Origin of the sequence: Rhodococcus sp. IEGM 27 (genome assembly GCF_033142305.1) — a bacterium.
Taxonomy (GTDB): Bacteria; Actinomycetota; Actinomycetes; order Mycobacteriales; family Mycobacteriaceae; genus Rhodococcus_F; species Rhodococcus_F oxybenzonivorans.
Genome location: NZ_JAWLSG010000004.1, coordinates 536,954 through 555,724 on the forward strand (window position 1 = coordinate 536,954; position 18,771 = coordinate 555,724).

20 protein-coding genes are annotated in these 18,771 nt (G+C 66.1%); 16 read left to right on the forward strand and 4 right to left on the reverse strand.

Annotated features, from left to right (window positions below):
• Nucleotides 1-445: 445 nt before the first annotated feature.
• The gene (locus R4P95_RS17270) at nucleotides 446-805 is read right to left on the reverse strand and encodes a hypothetical protein (RefSeq protein WP_317745809.1); all 360 of its coding nucleotides are present in this window, start codon (nucleotides 803-805) and stop codon (nucleotides 446-448) included.
• 394 nt (nucleotides 806-1,199) lie between these two features.
• Between R4P95_RS17270 and R4P95_RS17275 the strand changes: the two genes are divergently transcribed.
• The 5 genes from R4P95_RS17275 to R4P95_RS17295 all read left to right on the forward strand — a co-directional run bounded on the left by R4P95_RS17275 (nucleotide 1,200) and on the right by R4P95_RS17295 (nucleotide 4,933).
• Nucleotides 1,200-1,826 carry a nucleotidyltransferase domain-containing protein gene (locus R4P95_RS17275; protein ID WP_317745808.1) on the forward strand — a complete coding sequence of 209 codons (627 nt, stop codon included), beginning with the start codon at nucleotides 1,200-1,202 and terminating at the stop codon, nucleotides 1,824-1,826.
• Nucleotides 1,826-2,233, forward strand: coding sequence for a hypothetical protein (locus R4P95_RS17280; RefSeq protein ID WP_317745807.1), 408 nt, complete (start codon nucleotides 1,826-1,828; stop codon nucleotides 2,231-2,233). The genes R4P95_RS17275 and R4P95_RS17280 overlap by 1 nt, the downstream gene beginning before the upstream one ends.
• A 435-nt stretch (nucleotides 2,234-2,668) precedes the next feature.
• On the forward strand, nucleotides 2,669-3,700 hold the full coding sequence (locus R4P95_RS17285) for a patatin-like phospholipase family protein (protein ID WP_213576496.1): 1,032 nt from the start codon (nucleotides 2,669-2,671) through the stop codon (nucleotides 3,698-3,700).
• A gap of 362 nt (nucleotides 3,701-4,062) precedes the next feature.
• Nucleotides 4,063-4,437: a hypothetical protein gene (locus R4P95_RS17290; RefSeq protein WP_317745806.1), complete on the forward strand. Its 375-nt coding sequence runs from the start codon at nucleotides 4,063-4,065 to the stop codon at nucleotides 4,435-4,437.
• 115 nt (nucleotides 4,438-4,552) lie between these two features.
• Nucleotides 4,553-4,933: a hypothetical protein gene (locus R4P95_RS17295; protein WP_317745805.1), complete on the forward strand. Its 381-nt coding sequence runs from the start codon at nucleotides 4,553-4,555 to the stop codon at nucleotides 4,931-4,933.
• A 92-nt stretch (nucleotides 4,934-5,025) separates the two neighbouring features.
• On the opposite strand, the gene R4P95_RS17300 is transcribed toward R4P95_RS17295, so the two are convergent.
• From R4P95_RS17300 to R4P95_RS17310, 3 genes are all read right to left on the reverse strand, one after another.
• Nucleotides 5,026-5,388, reverse strand: coding sequence for a PH domain-containing protein (locus tag R4P95_RS17300; RefSeq protein WP_317745804.1), 363 nt, complete (start codon nucleotides 5,386-5,388; stop codon nucleotides 5,026-5,028).
• Between the two features lie 56 nt (nucleotides 5,389-5,444).
• Nucleotides 5,445-6,266 carry a class II glutamine amidotransferase gene (locus R4P95_RS17305; RefSeq protein ID WP_317745803.1) on the reverse strand — a complete coding sequence of 274 codons (822 nt, stop codon included), beginning with the start codon at nucleotides 6,264-6,266 and terminating at the stop codon, nucleotides 5,445-5,447.
• 152 nt (nucleotides 6,267-6,418) lie between these two features.
• A complete protein-coding gene (locus R4P95_RS17310) occupies nucleotides 6,419-7,429 on the reverse strand; it encodes an AraC family transcriptional regulator (RefSeq protein WP_213576477.1) in 1,011 nt (336 codons plus the stop codon).
• 202 nt (nucleotides 7,430-7,631) lie between these two features.
• On the opposite strand from R4P95_RS17310, the gene R4P95_RS17315 reads away from it, so the two are divergent.
• The 11 genes from R4P95_RS17315 to R4P95_RS17365 all read left to right on the forward strand — a co-directional run bounded on the left by R4P95_RS17315 (nucleotide 7,632) and on the right by R4P95_RS17365 (nucleotide 18,761).
• A complete protein-coding gene (locus tag R4P95_RS17315; protein ID WP_317745802.1) occupies nucleotides 7,632-8,606 on the forward strand; it encodes a quinone oxidoreductase in 975 nt (324 codons plus the stop codon).
• 34 nt (nucleotides 8,607-8,640) lie between these two features.
• Nucleotides 8,641-9,555 (forward strand): TauD/TfdA dioxygenase family protein, encoded by a 915-nt coding sequence (locus R4P95_RS17320; protein WP_397517721.1) that lies wholly within the window; start codon nucleotides 8,641-8,643, stop codon nucleotides 9,553-9,555.
• Between the two features lie 48 nt (nucleotides 9,556-9,603).
• On the forward strand, nucleotides 9,604-10,656 hold the full coding sequence (locus R4P95_RS17325; RefSeq protein WP_317745801.1) for a 3-keto-5-aminohexanoate cleavage protein: 1,053 nt from the start codon (nucleotides 9,604-9,606) through the stop codon (nucleotides 10,654-10,656).
• A gap of 106 nt (nucleotides 10,657-10,762) precedes the next feature.
• A complete protein-coding gene (locus tag R4P95_RS17330) occupies nucleotides 10,763-12,094 on the forward strand; it encodes an MFS transporter (protein ID WP_317745800.1) in 1,332 nt (443 codons plus the stop codon).
• Nucleotides 12,095-12,121: 27 nt separating this feature from the next.
• The gene (locus R4P95_RS17335) at nucleotides 12,122-12,730 is read left to right on the forward strand and encodes an RBBP9/YdeN family alpha/beta hydrolase (protein ID WP_317745799.1); all 609 of its coding nucleotides are present in this window, start codon (nucleotides 12,122-12,124) and stop codon (nucleotides 12,728-12,730) included.
• Nucleotides 12,727-13,485 carry a CoA transferase subunit A gene (locus R4P95_RS17340; RefSeq protein WP_317745798.1) on the forward strand — a complete coding sequence of 253 codons (759 nt, stop codon included), beginning with the start codon at nucleotides 12,727-12,729 and terminating at the stop codon, nucleotides 13,483-13,485. The genes R4P95_RS17335 and R4P95_RS17340 overlap by 4 nt, the downstream gene beginning before the upstream one ends.
• A gap of 1 nt (nucleotide 13,486) precedes the next feature.
• Complete coding sequence (locus tag R4P95_RS17345; RefSeq protein WP_317745797.1) at nucleotides 13,487-14,134, forward strand: CoA transferase subunit B; 648 nt, start codon at nucleotides 13,487-13,489, stop codon at nucleotides 14,132-14,134.
• A 35-nt stretch (nucleotides 14,135-14,169) separates the two neighbouring features.
• Nucleotides 14,170-15,741: a long-chain fatty acid--CoA ligase gene (locus tag R4P95_RS17350; protein WP_317745796.1), complete on the forward strand. Its 1,572-nt coding sequence runs from the start codon at nucleotides 14,170-14,172 to the stop codon at nucleotides 15,739-15,741.
• A gap of 16 nt (nucleotides 15,742-15,757) precedes the next feature.
• Nucleotides 15,758-17,455: a PHA/PHB synthase family protein gene (locus R4P95_RS17355; protein WP_317745795.1), complete on the forward strand. Its 1,698-nt coding sequence runs from the start codon at nucleotides 15,758-15,760 to the stop codon at nucleotides 17,453-17,455.
• Between the two features lie 26 nt (nucleotides 17,456-17,481).
• Nucleotides 17,482-17,934, forward strand: a complete 453-nt coding sequence (locus R4P95_RS17360) for a MaoC family dehydratase (protein ID WP_317746101.1) — start codon at nucleotides 17,482-17,484, stop codon at nucleotides 17,932-17,934.
• Complete coding sequence (locus R4P95_RS17365; protein WP_317745794.1) at nucleotides 17,931-18,761, forward strand: alpha/beta fold hydrolase; 831 nt, start codon at nucleotides 17,931-17,933, stop codon at nucleotides 18,759-18,761. The genes R4P95_RS17360 and R4P95_RS17365 overlap by 4 nt, the downstream gene beginning before the upstream one ends.
• The last annotated feature ends 10 nt before the right edge of the window (nucleotides 18,762-18,771 follow it).

The following is an 18,771-nucleotide window of genomic DNA, read 5'->3' on the forward strand; positions in this document are numbered from 1 at the left end:
GAACAGGTGGTGCGTGCTGCATGTGCGGGCGCCGCGGTCAGGGACAAGGCGGCGGCCACCGTGGACGCGGTCAGAGTCAGCCGCAGAAACCGAGACATGGAATCCTCCGGTGGTGCGGGCCCCGACCCACGCACCATCCTCGCAGTCAAGCCCCATCGCCGTGGCCTGTTCGGCGCCTACGCTCGCGACGGGCATGTCTGGAGATCAGTTTCTGCCGGTTATCGGGGGCTCGCTACATCTCGTCGAGCATCCGGGTCTCGATGTCGGTGTGGTGCCGGAGGAAGCGTGTGGCTGCCAGGTACACCAGTCTTGCCGGGTGGAACCGAGCCAGCCAAGGAGGGCGTCTAGGAGTTCTCCGTCGAGGGCTACGGCGATCCTGGCCTTGCGGCTGCGGGCGCAGACCAATGATCACGGTCGTACCCTCCGGATGCGCGGGTTCTGGTGGTCAGCCGTTATCAATTTTACCGTCGTCCAGTTGCAGGAACGCGGCCTGAACTCGCAACAGATGACCTTCTGGGCTCAGCTCTTCATACCGCTCCATCACTTCCGACCAGCGGCCTGCCGCAAACAGTTCTGCACATTGAGGGTCTTCGTCCATACCGGCTTCCATCGCCAGGACGGCACCCGCTCGAAGTGCGTCGGCCTGTGTTCGGTAGGCCCACACGTCGAGGCGACCAGACCCGCTGTATCCGCGGTGAGCCAGGGTCCAGACCGCCGGATCTCGGGTCGTTTCCACTGCCCCGTCCGGGCGGTAGAGCGTCGAGGAGACCACCTGCTTGATGAAGTCGGCTGCGCGCACCATCATCTGAGCCTAAGTCGACCAGGCCGCGATCGTTGGATGACACGGCCATGACTCCGCTATCACGTCTCATTGCTCATCCGCCAACACCTGAAATCGAGGCACCCGAAGTCGTACACAACGTTTTTGACGCTAACCTGACATGCCCCCGGGCCCCGGCGATCTTCGTCGACGGCCGATTTACGGCGCAAAGCGGACAGAACGCGTACTGCTCGTGAGTGGCGGATAGATGCCTAATAGGTTCGCCCGTCTGATCTCTAGAGCGGTCGCGCTCGATCTCGCTCTGCGGAGTGCGTGGTTCGACGAGTGACACCAACATTCCACCCCGGGGCGATCCCGTACTATAGTACGGGTAGACGTACAATAGTACGTTCGCGCGAGTCGTTAGGGAAACGGAACTATGGATCTGAGCCGCCCGCTACAGACAGTGACGCCCACGCTCGACGGTGATGTGCTCGCTGCGCTGGCAGCCGCGTCCGAGGCGACTTTCACGACCGGCCAGCTGCACCGGGTGCTGCCGCGCCATTCGGAAGAGGGGATACGAAAGGTGTTGCAACGATTGAGCAAGCAGGGCACCGTACTGTCTTCCAGGGTGGGTAACGCGTTCGTGTATCAGCTCAATCGTGAGCACTTGGCCTTCCCTCATGTCATCGGTCTCGCCGGTTTGTCAGGGGAATTCCTGCGCAGGTTGGAGGCGCGGTTGGCCAGCTGGGAGATTCCCCCGGTGTATGCCGCCGTGTTCGGCTCCGCTGCACGCGGAACGATGTCGATCGACAGCGACATCGACATCTTCCTTGTCCGGCCGGATGCCGTCGCAGACGAGGAGTGGGATGAACAGGTGGCAGAGCTGATGGCCGAGGTGATCAGATGGACCGGCAACGACGCGCGAGATCTCCAGTTCATGCAGAGTGAGATCGCCGGCCGCGGCACGGAGGAGCCAGTCTTGCGAGATGTGGCGAAAGAGGGGCTGACGGTGGCCGGTTCGCGGGCTGGTTTCACCCGGTTGCTGCGTCAAGGTAATCGGTAGTGGGGCGGACGCGGCCGTGCGACCAGGCAGTCCGCCGCGGGCGGCTGAGAAAAGCCGAACAGTTCTTTCACCTGGCCGAGATCGGTCGCGACTTCGCCGACGAGCCGGAGGGTGTCGATGATGCGGTCGTGACGCTGTGGGTGCACGCGGGCATCGCAGCCTCGGACGTCATCTGCTGCGCGCGACTGGGTGAGCATGCGCAGGGCGAGGACCACAAGGATGCCGTCACGCTGCTCCGGTCCGTCGACCCGGCCACGGCGAAACACCTCAGCGTGCTACTTGACCTGAAGACACGGTCCGGTTACGCGGATAGGCCGACCAGCCGTACCGAATCGAAGCGCGCCGAAAGTGCCGCAGAAGCGCTCATCGAGGCGGCCCGTCGAGCGCACGCTCAGGCCGGAAACTGAACAGAAGACTCGCGATTGAGCGCCTGATGGGGTACGGGTCCGCGGCACCGAACGAGTACGTCGATGTTGCGCAACCCCGCGAAGGCGCAATGGACTCTCGACCAGCTCGGCTGGACGCTCTCAGCGACAGGCGATTACAGGAAGTGAGACGGACGATTCTGCCGTCTTGGTGAGATTCCACGATGATGCGACTGTGCGAGTGCGCTTGCAGACGTGCCAGACACCGGACGATGTGAGTGTCGGCCTGTCCGGTGATACTGGTGGACCGGAAGATCCGGAGGCCATGTACGGAAACTCTCGAATCCGCCCTTCCCCGGCGACGGAGCGAGGACGATAGCAACAGAGCTTAATTTTGCCACTCCGGCGGCACCAGCGCGGTCACCAGCGTCCGCGTCAGGTGCGACCGGGACGGATCTACAAGCGGCCAGGGGGTAGATGGATGTGACCGCGTCAGGGGACAGCAAAGAAGCCGACCTCGTCCTAGCAGGTGGCGGCGTCAAGGGAATCGGGTTGGTCGGCGCCGCCTCTGCGCTCATCGATGCCGGTTACACGATTCATCGCGTGTCCGGTACCTCGGCGGGCGCGGTGGTGGGTGCCATCCTCGCGGCCGTCACCGCCAGCGGGGAACCTGTGACCGGCGAACAGCTGAAGAGGCTCACCCATCTCAACTATCGAGAGTTTCTCGATCCTGGCCTCCTCGAGAACATCCCGATCGTCGGGCAATCGTGGGCGCTGCTGCGGGGCACCGGACTCTACCGGGGCGATCGTGTCCACCAGTGGATCAAGGACACGCTCGAGCGCCTCGGTGTCTCGACCTTCCACGATCTGCAGATCGACGACGACACCCTGCCCCCGAACCAGCGGTACAGGCTGGTGGTCACCGTCACCGACGTGACGACCGGGCAACTGGTGCGACTGCCTTGGGACTTCGAACGGGTCTACGGCCTCGACCCCAACGCACAGTCCGTAGCCGACGCGGTACGGGCGTCCATGGCAATCCCGTTCTTCTTCCGTCCTGTCTCGTTGACCAGTGCCGCCGGAATGACCTCGACGCTGGTCGACGGCGGAGTGCTCTCGAACTTCCCGATCGATTCTCTGGATCGGACCGATGGACAGTTGCCGCGATGGCCCACCTTCGGGGTCACCGTCCTGCCCAATCTGCCGGCCGGAAACGATGACGTCATCCCCGCTCTCAGACTCCTGCGCCTTCTCGGACCACCGCACCTGTTCGAGAGCGTTCTCAGCACCATGCTCGTGGGTCGCGATCAGGCGTACCTGAACCAGCCGTGGGTGAGTGCCCGTGCAATTCGGGTGGACTCCACCGATGTGGGGGCTCTCGACTTCGACATTCACCAGGAAGACGTCGAGGCTCTCCACCGGAACGGATACGAAGCGGCACAAGCCTTCCTATCCACCTGGAATTGGAATTCCTACGTTCAGAGGTTCCGGCCGATGCCGCCCGGGTAGCTCCCATCAGTTGCGCGTCCGCCCCGGTACCGGCCTCGGTCACGGTCCGAAGCGAACTCCGCGGCGGCGTCATCCGGCGTTGGTTTGCTCCACCAACCGGTCTATGCCATCGAGCATGCGGTCGAGCCCGAAGCAGAAGTCGTCCTTGAGCCAATCGGCGTCTCCGCTCCCGTCCGGATCGAATCCGCCTGCCGAGCCGAAACAGACATTGTGCGGTCTCCGCGGAACCCCTCCCAGGGGTACTTTCTTTCCCCCTCCGGGTCACCGACCACCCCCCTCCGGGGAGTTATCGAACGCCGGCTTCCGGCGAAAACTAGTAGTCGTCCGAGAACACCAAAACCCCGAACTTCAGGAGCCACAGAATGTCCTCGACCACAACACGCACCGCAGCCGCAGCCGCAGCCGGCGTCGCCCTCGCATTCGGTGCCGTGCTGGCCCAGAGTGCCACCGCCGCAGCAGTACCCACCGATGCCGCCGGACCGAATTTCCCGCACACCTTCCAGGTGCGCGACCGCATCGGATGCGCCAACGCGTGGCCCATGGTCGCCTGCGATGCCCCCGACGAGGACGTCCCCGAGCAGGTCGAACTCTATGAGCCGGGCACCTCACTCACCCAGCCGGGAGGCGTCGACCTCTTCGGATCATCCAGCGCCACGTACCACGCCGCGAACTACCCCCTCGAACCCGACGACGGCGTGATCTCTCATTCGCTCGACCCCGACATGCCCTGGATGTGACCACCGCCGGGCTCCGGCGCCGAGTTCCCCCTCGCCGCCGGAGCACACAGGTGACGCGACACCAAGTGTTTCCGCCGCCGTCAGAGGCGCGCCCGACACCGCCCTAGTTGCCAAGTTGCAGCCGCCTATCCTTCCCTCCCACAACGGCCTGGCACAACGATTCGACGGACAGCACGACGGCGCGTTCCGTACCGTCCTCGGCGAGCGCCGTGTCAACGGGCCGGTCGTCATCACCCACACCAAGAATGACCTGGCCGTGGGCGTCGCCTACCCGCTGGCCTCACGCATCGCCCGCGACAACGTCGCCGCGCTCGGCGACCAGAACGACCCCTACGGCGGCATGGGACGCAACGGCGCCCAACACACTCCCGAACTCGATAGAACCGAACAACTCCTACGGAAGGCGACCCCTCCGCACCAGTACCACCTTCACGCGCGAAAGGTTTTCAACCTCCAGGCCGACGCGACGATCACCGACCACGGCGACGTCGCATAGCGCAAGCCCTGCGCGACGTGCTCCGGGTGCGTTGATCCCGGTCGCAAGGCACGTCACCTTGCGAGGTCGAAGAACATACAGTTTCCGCTACATCACGTGATGTTTCCGAGGATCACCGTGTGCACGTGGTGGGCCTTGTCGACGCCGCGGAAGTCGGCTTCGTATGTGGTCCCGGCGACCGCGAGGGCGATGCTGCTGGAGGAGAAGAATTGGCCGGCCCACGACTTGTTGCTGAGGAATGAGATCGACCGGATGTACTTGTAGGGGATGGACGTGATCGCGGTGCGTTTCCCGACGAAGCTCCTGTCCTGGATCACGACACGCAGGTTCGTCATCCCGAGGAAACCGGTACCCGCGCCGATGCAGTCGTAGACGGCGATGATTTGCTCACCAGGAAGGATTCCCTGTTCGACTTGTTTCAGCTGCTCCGACTTGTCGAAGATCGGTTCAGTCATGGTGACTCCTTCGATGTCGGTGCGGCAGTCCATTCTCGCAGAAAGAGGCCCTGCACTCAGCCGGGTGAAATCGGCTCGAATGGGCGGATTTCGTCCTGCCCGGGTCGAACGACCCCGGCGGAGGACTCGGGCACCTCGTTCCACGCGCCTTCGAGGTCGCGGAGGGGTTCGGAGACCACGAAACGAGTCTCCCCACCTAGTTCGTGCAGGACCTCGACTTCGGGGTGCAGGGTGCGCAGCTTCGCGATCTCGGTGGAGAAGAACAGCGACCTCGACTGCCGTTCACTCGAGTACCGGAAAACCCACAGCGATTCACCCTCGGTGGTGGCGACGGTCATCTGCACCGGATGGTCGACACCGTGTGCACGGCCGACGTCTTCGACGAAGCCGACCGCGCGGGCAACCGCGCCGAAGGGATCGTCGGCGAGGCCGAATGTCAGGGCGAGGAAAAACAACGTTTCGGAGTCCGTCGAACCCTCGATGTCGAGGAACATGGCCGGGTCGACGGCCATCACCAGGTCGCGTCTGACCTCGTGGAAACCCCGCAGGGCGCCGTTGTGTACCCACAACCATCGCCCGTGCCGGAAGGGGTGACAGTTGCTGCGCTGCACCGGTGTTCCGGTCGAGGCCCGCACGTGAGCAAGTAACATTCCCGTTCGCACTTGCCCGGCGATCTCCCGCAGGTTGCTGTCGTTCCAGGCCGGTTCGATGCTCTTGTACACCGCCGGCTCACTGCCTTCGCCGTACCAGCCGACACCGAATCCGTCACCATTGGTGGTCGTCGCCCCGAGGCGTGAGTGCAGACTCTGATCGATCAGCGAGTGTTTAGGGCGGAACAACAGGTCCTCCGCGAGGATCGGTTCACCCGAGTAGGCCATCCACCGGCACATACCTCAATCCAAGCACTCGCCGCCGGCCGCGGGGCCGGAACCGGGAAATCCTCTTCGACAGCTGGCTCTCCTGTGGTGCGCGTCGAGCTGGGCACCATCAACGGACGCCCCTTCACCTGCCCGAGCCCGGAAGGCATGGGCTAACCGCGCTCACCCGTTCGCTGCTCCCGCCAACGGCTGGGGCTGACCCCGAAGTGGCCGCGGAACCATCGTGAGAAGTTGCTCGGCGCCGAGAAAGCGAGCACATCCGCGATCTCGGTGAGACTCAGCCGAGGGTTCGCCACCATCCGTTCGGCGAGCTCGGCGCGGGTGCTGTCGAGGACCGTCGAGAACGACTCCCCACTCTCCGCGAGCCTGCGGTGCACGGTTCTCCGATCCACACCCAGACTGCGGGCCACCTGCTCGACGGAACAGCGGCCGGTGGGGAGCAGCAGTTCGATCAGCTCGCGGACCCGACTCACGATCGTCACGTCGTCCACCGGTTCCCAGGAGTCCAGCAACTGCTGCGTGTAGGGGCGCAGGAGCGGGTCGGACATCTTGTTCGGCGCGTCCAGGTCGGTCGCCTCGATGACGATCCCGGCGAACTCGTTTTCGAACGTCACGACCGGACCGAACAATCTCCGATGCGTTGCCGTGTCCGCCGGCGCCGTGTGCGGAAAACACACCGTGAGTGGTCTCCAGCCGCCGCCGAGGAAGTCGCGCAGCAACCGGTGCAGCACGCCGACCGCGAGTTCGATGGACTGCCGAGTCTCGAGTGCCTCGCCGAGATCGAGTTCGATGCGGAGGGTCACCAGGCCGTTCACCTCGGACATCCGCGTCCGCAACGCCTCGTTGTACGTGTGTGCGTACCGGGTGAGCACGCGCAGTGCGCTGCGGACGTCGGGTTCCTCGCGGACGACGAGACTGAGCGGGCCGAGGTTGGAGAACTGTCTGCGTTCGGCAAGGCGCACCCCGAAGTCTTCGCGCCCGGACTTCTCTACCGACTGCTCGAGGAGGCGCGCGATCGCCGCGGCCGGGACCCACCGGTCCTGAAGTGCCAGACCGGACGGATCGAGACCCGCGGATCTCATCAACGGCGCCGGATCGATCCCGAGCGACCGGCACAGCTCCAGGTAGCCGTTCAGCGACGCGTAGCGAGCAAGGGGTTTCATGCCACCTCCGATTGCCTGTCCCAGAATGATAGGCCGACTGTCCCGTCAGGATAAGCGCACGGCTCAATGTAGCCGTACTGTTAGGTGCATCATAGAAGCGGTGCGGAGAGGTGATCGGCCACACCGGATCATCCCCGCCAAACGGCCGCGATCGTCCGGCCGCGGCACCGCACCGATCAGCACATCGAAGAGGAGAAACATTGTGGCACAAGCAGTTCGGTTCTACGAGCACGGTGCTCCGGAGGTCATGAAGTGGGAGAACGTCGAGGTGGGAAAACCCGGCCCCCACGGCGTCCGTATCCGGCACGAGGCCGTCGGACTGAACTTCGCTGACACCTACTTCCGCACCGGCCTCTACCCAGCCGAACTGCCCGCGGGCATGGGTGTGGAGGCGGCCGGCGTCGTCGAAGAGGTCGGTTCCGGGGTTACCCACGTGCAGGTCGGCGACCGCGTCACCTACACGGGCAGCCCCCTCGGCGCCTACAGCACCGAACGCGTTATGCCGGCCGCACCGCTGATCCCGCTGCCGCGGGCTATCCGCTTCGACACCGCGGCGGCGATGACGATGCGGGGTCTGACCACGGCGTACCTGCTGCGCCGCATTCATCCGCTGAAGGCGGGCGACACCGTGCTGCTGCACGCGGCCGCCGGGGGCGTGGGTCTGATCTTCACGCAGTGGGCGAAGCTGCTGGGCGTCAACGTGATCGGCACGGTCTCCACCGACGAGAAGGCGACGATCGCACGCGCCCACGGGTGTGAGCACGTGATCGTCTACACCCGCGAGAACGTCGCCGAGCGGGTTCGAGAGATTACCGGCGGCGCCGGCGTCCCGGTTGTGTACGACAGCATCGGTGAGTCCACGTTTCAGACCTCGCTCGACTGCCTCGCCCGGCGCGGCCTGCTGGTGTGCTTCGGAACGGCCTCCGGACCGATTCCCCCGATCAACGCGATGCAGTTGGCAGTCAAGGGTTCGCTGTTCGTCACCCGCCCCGCGCTCGCCGACTACATCGCCGACCCTGCCGAGCGCGCCGAACTCGCCGGTGAACTCTTCGACCACGTCGAGGCGGGACGAATCCGGATCGAGATCAATCAGAGCTACGGACTAGAGGACGCGGTCCAGGCACACCGGGATCTCGAGTCCGGCCGCAGCATCGGCTCCTCCGTGTTCCGCCTCTGAGCGCAACACCTTTCACCACGACGGAGACACCACCATGAACGACACTGCGCAACTGACGCATTCACCCGAAAGGCACACGATCCTCTCCCCGTCCGGTTCCTTCCGGCTGGCACCGATGACGTGTTCCCTCGGCGCCGAACTGTTCGACGTGAACCTCGGCGACGCCTCCCGCGACGACGCACTGTTCGCCGAACTTCGGGAACTGCTTTCCGAATACAAAGTCCTCTTCCTCCGCGACCAGGACATCACCCGCGGTGAGCACGTGGCGCTCGCCGAACGGTTCGGTCCGCTCGAAGATCACCCCGTCGCGGGCAGCGACCCGGATCATCCCGGGCTCGTGCAGATCTACAAGGACCTCGACAGCCCGGCCGAGCACTACGAGAACGCTTTTCACTGCGACGCCACCTGGCGGGAGAACCCGCCCATGGGTTGTGTTCTCCGCTGCGTGGAGACGCCCCCGGTCGGCGGCGACACCATCTGGGTGAACATGGCCGAGGCCTACGCGAAACTCCCGGACGCGGTGAAGAAGCAGATCGACGGACTCCGTGCCCGGCACAGCATCGAGGCGTCGTTCGGCGCCGCACAGCCAACGGAACAGCGGCACGCATTGCACCAGCGGTTCCCGGACGCTGAGCACCCCGTGGTGCGCACGCACCCCGAGACCGGTGAAAAGATTTTGTTCGTCAACGCTTTCGCGACCCACTTCGTCAACTACCACACCCCCGAGAACATCCGGTACGGCATCGACTACGCACCCGGCAGCAGCAATCTGCTCAACTACCTGATCAGCCAGGCCGCGATCCCCGAGTACCAGGTGCGGTGGCGATGGACCCCGAACAGCGTCGCGATCTGGGATAACCGGTCCACCCAGCACTACGCGGTCCAGGACTACTGGCCCGCCGTCCGCAAGATGGAACGTGCCGGGATCATCGGCGACCGGCCCTTCTGAAACCTTCTCTCCCCTTCTCATCCGACTGATTTCGAACGGAGAACACCCATGCACTTCCACGACGACGCCCTCTTCCCCGAGACTCAGGAGAAGCTGGTCATCACCTGTGCCCCGTACGGTCCCGAGTGGGAGCCGGACGACTTCCGCGAAGACCTGCCGCTGACGATGGACGAGCACGTCCAAAAAGCTGTGGACTGCTACGAGGCCGGCGCCACCGTCCTGCACATCCACGTCCGCGAACTCGACGGCAAGGGCTCCAAGCGGCTCTCGAAGTTCAACGAGTTGCTCGCCGGACTGCGCCAGGCGGTGCCGGACATGATCCTACAGGTCGGCGGATCGATCTCCTTCGCACCCGAAGGCGAAGGCGCGGACGCGAAGTGGCTCTCGGACGACACCCGGCACATGCTGGCCGACCTCGATCCCGCACCCGACCAGGTGACGATCGCGATCAACACCTCGCAGATGAACATCATGGAACTCATGACCGCCGACGACATCGCCGGCACCTCGATGGAGCGGCCCGAGCTCGCCGAGGCGTACCGGGAGATGACGGTCCCGGCAGGCCCGGCGTGGGTCGAGGAGCATCTGCGTCGCCTGCAGACGGCCGGAATTCAGCCGCACTTCCAGCTCTCGAGCATCCCCCAGCTCGAGACCGTCGAGCGGCTCATCCGGCGCGGGATCTACACCGGTCCGCTCAACCTGACCTGGGTCGGCATCGGCGGCGGCTTCGACGGCCCCAACCCGTACAACATCATGAACTTCATCCAGCGAGTCCCGGATGGCGCCTGCCTGACCCTCGAGACCCTGATGCGCAGCGTGTTGCCGGTTAACGCGATGGCGATCGCGATGGGCCTGCACCCCCGTTGCGGTAACGAGGACACCCTCTGGGGACGCAGGGGCGAGAAGATGACCTCTGTCCAGCAGGTCGAGCAGTTGGTCCGCGTCGCCGGTGAACTGGGCCGCGAGGTTGCTACCGGCAAGGAGGCCCGCGACATCTACCGAATCGGTCAGACCTACGCCGATGCCGACGAGACCCTCGCCAAGCTCGGCTATGCACCGAACCGCCGCCGCGGCCAGGTGGGCTTCACCCACCACGCCTGAGTTCCGGCGCCGGGGATCTCGGTCACGATCGGGGAGAGAGCGGGTAGCCCGCTGCTCGCTCTCTCCCCCCACCCCTATATCACTCCTGACGGCCATAGGAGGCCTCATGGGACTGCCTGCCATCACAGCCCTGAACACCACCACCCCGAAGACAACCCCCGGGAACACCGCCCCGGCCTCCCGGTCCCGGTTCTATCCGTGGATCGTCTTCGCACTCACCTTCGGTCTGTTGCTGTCGGACTACATGTCCCGTCAGGTCCTCAGTGCCGTCTTCCCGCTCCTCAAAACTGAATGGACGCTGACCGATTCACAGTTGGCGTCGCTCAGCAGCATCGTCGCACTGATGGTCGGCCTGCTGACGCTCCCGCTGTCGCTGCTGGCCGACCGGTGGGGCCGGGTGAAGAGCCTGGTCCTGATGGCCGTGCTCTGGAGCATCGCCACACTGCTCTGTGCGGTGGCAAGCAGCTACGAGCAGATGCTCGGAGCCCGGTTCCTGGTCGGTGTGGGCGAGGCCGCCTACGGCAGCGTCGGCATCGCCGTGGTCCTCAGCGTGTTCGCCCCTCGGGTGCACTCCACGCTCAGCGGCGCCTTCATGGGTGGCGGATCGTTCGGGTCCGTGATCGGCGTCGCACTCGGTGGCGTGATCGCCGTCAACCTCGGCTGGCGTTGGTCGTTCGCTGCGATGGCCGTCTTCGGGCTCATGCTCGTCGCGCTCTTCCGGGCTCTCGTCTCCGAACGGAAGCTGGCGCAGCATGCGGCCGACGACGACCCGGCCGACGCACCTGGTCCCACCGGATTCCGAGCTCCGATCTCGAGCCTCTTCACCACTCCCGCCGTCGTATTCGCCTACATCGGTGGCGGTCTCCAGATGTTCACCGCAGGTGTCCTGCTCGCGTGGCTGCCGAGCTTCTTCAATCGGTCCTACGGCCTCGCACTCGACAAGGCCGGTGCGATGGCGTCGATCTTCGTTCTCCTCGTCGGCAGCGGGATGGTGGTGTGCGGCATCATCACCGACCGCGTGAGCCGCAACGACCCTGCTCGGAAATGGACCACCGCGGTGGTCTTCGGAGTGATCTCCCTCGTCTTCCTCGGCGCCGGATTCCAGCTGCCCACGGGGACCCTCCAATTGGTGCTGATCGGCATCGGTGCCTTCTTCTCCGCCGGCTCGTCCGGCCCCATCGCTGCGATGGTCGCGAACCTCACGCACTCGTCGGTGCGCGCCTCCGCCTTCGGCACGCTCACCCTGGCCAACAACCTCCTCGGACTGGCCCTGGGACCCTTCGTCGTAGGGGTGCTGGCCGACCGTTTCGGACTCGTCACCGCCTTGCAAATCGCTCCCCTGATCTACATCGTCGCGATCATTGCCCTCGTCCTCGGCAAGCGCGCCTATCCCGCCGGACGCCGCAAACTCGCCGCCCTCACCGCCGTGCCCGCCTGATCCACCTCCGAAGAACTGGAGTCGACCGTGACCACCTCCACCTCCACTACACCGACCGTGGTGATCGTGCCGGGACTGCGCGACCACGTCGCCGACCACTGGCAGACGCTGCTCGCCGAGCGACTCGACACCGTGCGGACGGTGCCGCCGCTCGAACAGGACAAGCTCAGCCTCGCGGCCAGGGTCGCCGCACTCGACGCCGTCCTCGCCGACATCGACGGCCCGGTCGTGCTGGTCGCCCACAGTGCGGGAGTGGCGATCACCGTCCACTGGGCCCAGCAGTCCACCCGCCCGATCCAGGGCGCCCTGCTCGCCACCCCACCGGACCTCGAGGAACCACTGCCCGCGGGGTATCCCACCCCCGGCGAACTCGAGCAGGGTGGCTGGGATCCCGTCCCCCGGGGCCGACTGCCGTTCCCCAGCGTCGTCGCCGCCAGCACGAACGATCCGATGGCCCGATTCCGTCGGGTCGCCGGGATGGCCGAGTCGTGGGGCAGCAAGCTCGTCGACCTGGGTGCCGTCGGCCACCTCAATCCGGCCGCAGGCTACGGGTACTGGCCGTACGCCGAGGAACTGCTCCGAGACCTCATCGAGAGTACGGTCGTCCCCGGTCTCGCGAACGCAGATGCCCGATGACGCGCAAGGTCTACGGTTCGGCCGCCGACGCCGTCGCGGACATCGGGTCCGGTGCGTCGCTGGCGGTCGGTGGGTTCGGGTTGTGCGGCATTCCCGACGAGCTGATCGCCGCGATCGCCGCCGGTGACGCCACCGACCTGGAGGTGTTCTCCAACAACTGCGGTGTCGACAGTCACGGACTCGGTATCCTGCTCGCCCGCAAGCGCATTCGACGCGTCACCGCGTCATACGTCGGGGAGAACAAGGAATTTGCGCGCCAGTACCTGTCCGGTGAGCTCGAAGTCGAACTGACGCCGCAGGGAACCCTGGCCGAGAAGCTGCGGGCAGGCGGTGCTGGGATCCCCGCGTTCTTCACCCCTGCCGGGGTCGGAACGCCAGTATCCGACGGCGGGCTGCCGTGGCGGTACGCTGCCGATGGATCGGTGGCAGTCGCGTCTCCGCCGAAGGAGGTCCGCGAGTTCGCCGGCCGCCAGTACGTGCTGGAGGAGTCGATCACGGCCGACTTCGCACTCGTCCACGCCCGCATCGGCGACGCCGAGGGCAACCTCGTCTTCGCCAAGGCAGCGGCCAACTTCAATCCGCTCGCCGCTATGGCCGGCCGCATCTGTATCGCCCAGGTCGAGCAGCTCGTCGAGCCCGGGGTCCTCGACCCGGCGCGGGTGCACCTGCCGGGAATTTTCGTCGACCGGATCGTCCACACCGGGATTCAGGACAAGCAGATCGAGAAGCGCACCGTCGCCGCGAGGAAGGACTGACATGACCACCACCGTCGAGACGATCGGCTGGACACGCGAGGGCATGGCTGCCCGTGCCGCCGAGGAACTGTCGCCGGGCGAGTACGTCAACCTCGGTATCGGGCTACCCACCCTGATCCCGAGCTTCCTCCCCGCCGGGGTCGAGGTGACGCTGCACAGCGAGAACGGGGTCCTCGGCACCGGTCCCTACCCGGAGGAGGAGGCCGTCGACGCGGATCTGATCAACGCCGGCAAGGAAACGGTCACCGTCAACGCGGGCGCGTCGTTCTTCGATTCGGCGCTCAGCTTCGGGATGATCCGCGGCGCCCACATCGACACCGCCGTCCTCGGCGGTATGCAGGTGTCCGCGGCCGGCGACCTCGCAAACTGGATGGTTCCCGGGAAGATGGTCAAGGGCATGGGTGGCGCAATGGATCTCGTGCACGGTGCCCGCAAGGTCATCGTGGTCATGGAGCACTGCGACAAGTCCGGTGCCCCGAAGATCGTCGAACGCTGCACCCTGCCGCTCACCGGCCGCCGAGTCGTACACCGGATCATCACCGACCTGGCCGTCATCGACGTCACCGGTTCCGGTCTCGTGTTGCGCGAGTGCGCACCCGGGGTCACCGAAGACCTGGTCCGCACCGCCACCGCTGCTCCCCTGTCGTAGCGATTCTCCCCCGTCCCACCACGAGAAAGTCTCCCGTGCTCAACCTCTGCGTACTCCTCGAAGACTCCGCCCGCCGGTTCGGCGACCGTGACGCCCTGATTCTCGGTGACGAGCGGATGACCTACGCCGACCTCGATGCCCGGTCGAATCAGGTCGCGAACCTGCTGGTGGCGGAGGGCATCGAACCCGGCGACACGGTCGCCCTCTCCTGCCCCAACATCCCCCAGTTCCCCGTCGTCTACTACGGGATCCTCAAGGCCGGCGCCGTGGTCGTGCCACTCAACGTGTTGCTCAAGGACCGCGAGATCGCTTACCATCTCGCAGATTCCAAGGCCAAGGCGTACTTCTGCTACGACGGCACCCCCGACCTGCCGATGGGCGAGTACGGGCGCTCGGCGTTCACGCAGAGTCCCGACTGCCGCACCATGTTCCGCATCGCCGCCGACCCGACCGCCCCCGCCACGATCGACGGTATCGGAACGCTCGCGGATGCCGTCGCCGATCACGCCACCCAGTGCGACACCGTGCCGCGCGAGCCCGTCGACACCGCCGTCATCCTCTACACCAGCGGGACCACCGGAAAGCCGAAGGGCGCCGAGCTCACCCACTCCAACATGGTGCTGAACGCGCTGACCGCCAACCGGCTCTTCGACAGCACACCAGCCACCCACGACCGGTACCTGGTGACGCTGCCGCTGTTCCACTCGTTCGGCCAGACCGTCACCCTCAATGCCGGGATCGCGGTAGGGGCGACCCTCGTGCTGCTACCCCGGTTCGAGGCCGCCGCCGCACTCGACCTCATCGAACGGGAGAACATCACCGTCTTCGCTGGCGTGCCCACGATGTACTGGGGTCTGCTCGGTGCCCTCGACGAACACCCCGCCGACATCGATCGTATCGCCGCCAACATGCGTCTCGCGATCTCCGGCGGCGCCGCACTGCCGGTGGAGATCCTCACCCGGTTCGCCGAACGCTTCGGGGTGCAGATCCTCGAGGGATACGGATTGTCCGAGACGTCGCCGCTCGCGACTTTCAGCGACCCCGGCAGCGAGCCCCGGCCCGGATCGATCGGCGTCCCCGTGTGGGGCATCGAGGCCCGGCTCGTCGACAAGGACTGGAACACCGTCACCGGCGCCGACCGGATCGGCGAGATCGCGTTGCGTGGCCACAACATCATGAAGGGGTACTACAACCGTCCGGACGCCACCGCGGAAGTGCTGCGTGACGGCTGGTTCCGGACCGGTGATCTCGCCCGCGTCGATGACGACGGCTTCTACTACATCGTCGACCGAGCCAAGGACCTGATCGTGCGCGGCGGATTCAACGTGTACCCCCGCGAAATCGAAGAAGTCCTCCTCGGCCACGACGCCATCTCCCTCGCCGCCGTCGTCGGCGTCCCCGACGACAGCCACGGCGAGGAGATCAAGGCGTACGTCATCCTCGAGCCCGGCGCACAGGTCACCGAGGACGAGTTGATCGCCTGGGCCAAGCAGCAGATGGCGAGCTACAAGTACCCGCGCACCGTCGAATTCGTCGCCACCCTTCCGATGACCGCCACCGGCAAGATCCTCAAACGCGAACTCGGCCGCGCCCCGGCCGCACTCTGATACCGAAAGCACCAGCGTGAGCAACACTCCCCTCCCGACCGTCCCCGACGAGCTCACCGCTCCCCTCGACCTTCTCCTCACCAGCGGAACGCGCGGTGTCGCCGCCCGCATGCTCCCCGACAGCTCGTGGACCCGCCTCGGGCGAAGCCTCGCCGGCCGCCCGCGTACTGTCGCCCGGCGCGGCGGAGCCCTCGTCCGCGAACTCGGCGCCATTGCCGCCGGCACCTCGGACCGATCTCCCGCGAAGGCGGACAAGCGCTTCGGCGACGCCGCCTGGCAGCAGAATCCGGCCCTGCGCCGGGCGATGCAGGCGTACCTCGCGACATCGCACACCGCCGCCGCCCTGCTCGACGACGCCGAACTCGACTGGCGTGACCACGAGCGGATGCGGTTCGTTCTCGACAACCTCGTCGAAGGCCTGTCTCCCACCAACAATCCACTTCTCAGCCCGCTGGGCTGGAAGGCAATGGTGGACACCGGCGGTCTCAGTGCGGCACGCGGCGTCCGCGCGCTCGTACGTGACGTGCTGTCGAAACCTCGTGTGCCTGCAATGGTCGAACCCGACGCGTTCGCCGTCGGGGAGGACGTGGCTACAACGAAGGGCGCCGTCGTCCTGCAGACCCGCACCTTCGAACTGATCCACTACACGCCGCAGACGGAAAAGGTGCACGCCACACCGCTGTTGATCGTCCCGCCCGTCATCAACAAGTACTACATCCTCGACATCGCACCGGGCCGCAGCCTGATCGAGTACCTCCTGCAGCAGGGGCAGCAGGTCTTCGCGATCTCCTGGCGCAACCCCCACGCCCGGCACCGGGACTGGGATGCCGACACGTACGGCGGGGCGATCGTGGAGGCGCTCGACACGGTGCAGTGCATCACCGGGGCCGACAGCGCACATATCTTAGGCACCTGCTCGGGTGGGATTCTCGCGGCGATGATCGCGGCACATCTCACCGATATCGGCGAGGGCGACCGCGTCGCCGGCCTCACCCTGGCCGTCACCGTCCTCGACCAGACCCAGGCCGGTACGGCGGCGGCCGTCTTGAGCGAGCGCGCCGCCGCAGCCGCGATCCGCGACTCGGCCGCCAAAGGATATCTCGACGGCCGAACCCTCGCCGAGATGTTCGCCTGGCTGCGTCCGACCGACCTGGTCTGGCGGTACTGGGTGAACAACTACGTGCAGGGCCGGGCTCCCGCCGCCTTCGACGTGCTGTTCTGGAACTCGGACACCACCCGCATGGCGGCGGCACTGCACCGTGACCTCGTCCTGCTCGGACTGCGCAACGCGCTGACGACGCCGGGCGCGGCGACCATGCTCGGCACACCCGTCGACCTGGCCACCGTGACCGCCGACGCGTACGTCGTCGGCGGCTCCGCCGACCACCTCTGCCCGTGGCAGTCCACGTACCGGAGCGCCCGCCTGCTCGGCAGCAAGGACTCCCGGTTCGTGCTGTCGTCGAACGGTCACATCGCCTCGCTCGTGAACCCGCCGGGCAACCCGCGAGCGTCCTTCCGATTCGGGCAGCCCACCCCGGAGACTCCGGACGAGTGGCTGGCCGCGGCGGAGACCGCACCGGACTCGTGGTGGCCCGACTACGCCCGGTGGCTCGCCGAGCGCAGCGGACCCGACATCGACGCCCCCGGCGGCCTCGGCGCCCGGCAGTTCCCCCCGCTCGGGCCCGCCCCCGGCACCTACGTCCACCACAGCTGACCCGCATGACACGTCTGAGGCACACCATGACCATGAACCTTGCCCACCCCACCGATCTCCTCGGTCTGGTCGGACAGACCATCGGAACCACCGGCACGCTGAAAATCGCCCAGGATCAGGTGAATCTGTTCGCCGACGCGACCGGGGACCACCAGTGGATCCACACCGATCCGGAACGCGCTGCCTGTGGTCCCTTCGGCAGCACCATCGCGCACGGCTATCTCACGCTGTCACTGGCCCCGAGTGTCCTCGCCGAAGTTCTCACCGTCGACGGGGTGCACGCCGCCCTCAATTACGGCCTGAACAAAGTGCGGTTCCCGGCGCCGGTGCCCGTCGGTTCGGCGCTGCGCGTCACGGTGTCCGTGGCCGCGGCGCAACGGAAACCGGCTGGTGTCGAGGCGGTCTTCGGATTGACCTACCAGGTCGACGGCGGGACCCGCCCGGTCTGTGTCGCGGACGTCGTGGTCCTCTACACGTGACCGTGACCGACATATTCTGCAGAAGCGACCGATTCGAGGACAGCGTCGTGACGGTCGGCGGGTGGCGGATCAGGGTACGGGTCCGCCGGGGCACCGGTGTGCCGCTCGTCCTGTGCAACGGGATCGGAGCGAGCCTGGAAGTGCTCGACCCACTGGTCGCCGCGCTCGATCCGTGTACGACGGTCATCCGTTTCGACGTCCCCGGCACCGGCGGTTCACCGGCATCACCTGTGCCGTACGGACTTCCCGCACTCGCGTGCGGTCTCGGCCGGCTTCTCACCAAGATCGGCTGCGGTGTCGTCGACGTTCTCGGCCTGTCCTGGGGTGGCGCGCTCGCCCAGCAGTTCGCCTTGCAGAATCCGCGGCGCTGCCGCCGCCTCGTCCTCGTCGCCACCGGGACCGGTGCCCTGATGGTTCCCGGCCATCCTCGGGTCCTCGCGAAGATGCTGACACCGAGGCGTTTCACCGATACCGGCTACGCGGCGGCCATCGCCGGCGACCTGTACGGCGGCACCGCACGACGGGGCGGTGCCGACATTGCGCGGATTTTTCGGATACAGAACCATTCAGGGTCTCGGATCGGCTACATCCACCAGCTTCTCGCGGGGGCGACGTGGAGCAGCCTTCCGGTGCTGCCCTTAATCCGGCAACACACACTCATCGTCGCGGGCACCGACGACCCGATCATTCCCGTCCTCAACGCTCGCATCATGGATGCGCTCCTGCCGCACGCGACTGTGCAGGTGCATGCCGGGGGCCACGTCGACATCCTCACCAGGGCAGTCGAACTCGCACCCACTGTGACGTCATTCCTCGCGGAACGCTAGCTGTCGAGCC

Coding starts and splice junctions, on each gene's coding strand:
- R4P95_RS17270 (WP_317745809.1), bottom strand. CDS start 805: ATGATGGTGCGCGCAGCCGACTTCATCAAGCAGGTGGTCTCCTCGACG.
- R4P95_RS17275 (WP_317745808.1), top strand. CDS start 1,200: ATGGATCTGAGCCGCCCGCTACAGACAGTGACGCCCACGCTCGACGGT.
- R4P95_RS17285 (WP_213576496.1), top strand. CDS start 2,669: ATGGATGTGACCGCGTCAGGGGACAGCAAAGAAGCCGACCTCGTCCTA.
- R4P95_RS17290 (WP_317745806.1), top strand. CDS start 4,063: ATGTCCTCGACCACAACACGCACCGCAGCCGCAGCCGCAGCCGGCGTC.
- R4P95_RS17300 (WP_317745804.1), bottom strand. CDS start 5,388: ATGACTGAACCGATCTTCGACAAGTCGGAGCAGCTGAAACAAGTCGAA.
- R4P95_RS17305 (WP_317745803.1), bottom strand. CDS start 6,266: ATGGCCTACTCGGGTGAACCGATCCTCGCGGAGGACCTGTTGTTCCGC.
- R4P95_RS17310 (WP_213576477.1), bottom strand. CDS start 7,429: ATGAAACCCCTTGCTCGCTACGCGTCGCTGAACGGCTACCTGGAGCTG.
- R4P95_RS17320 (WP_397517721.1), top strand. CDS start 8,641: ATGAACGACACTGCGCAACTGACGCATTCACCCGAAAGGCACACGATC.
- R4P95_RS17325 (WP_317745801.1), top strand. CDS start 9,604: ATGCACTTCCACGACGACGCCCTCTTCCCCGAGACTCAGGAGAAGCTG.
- R4P95_RS17330 (WP_317745800.1), top strand. CDS start 10,763: ATGGGACTGCCTGCCATCACAGCCCTGAACACCACCACCCCGAAGACA.
- R4P95_RS17340 (WP_317745798.1), top strand. CDS start 12,727: ATGACGCGCAAGGTCTACGGTTCGGCCGCCGACGCCGTCGCGGACATC.
- R4P95_RS17345 (WP_317745797.1), top strand. CDS start 13,487: ATGACCACCACCGTCGAGACGATCGGCTGGACACGCGAGGGCATGGCT.
- R4P95_RS17360 (WP_317746101.1), top strand. CDS start 17,482: ATGACCATGAACCTTGCCCACCCCACCGATCTCCTCGGTCTGGTCGGA.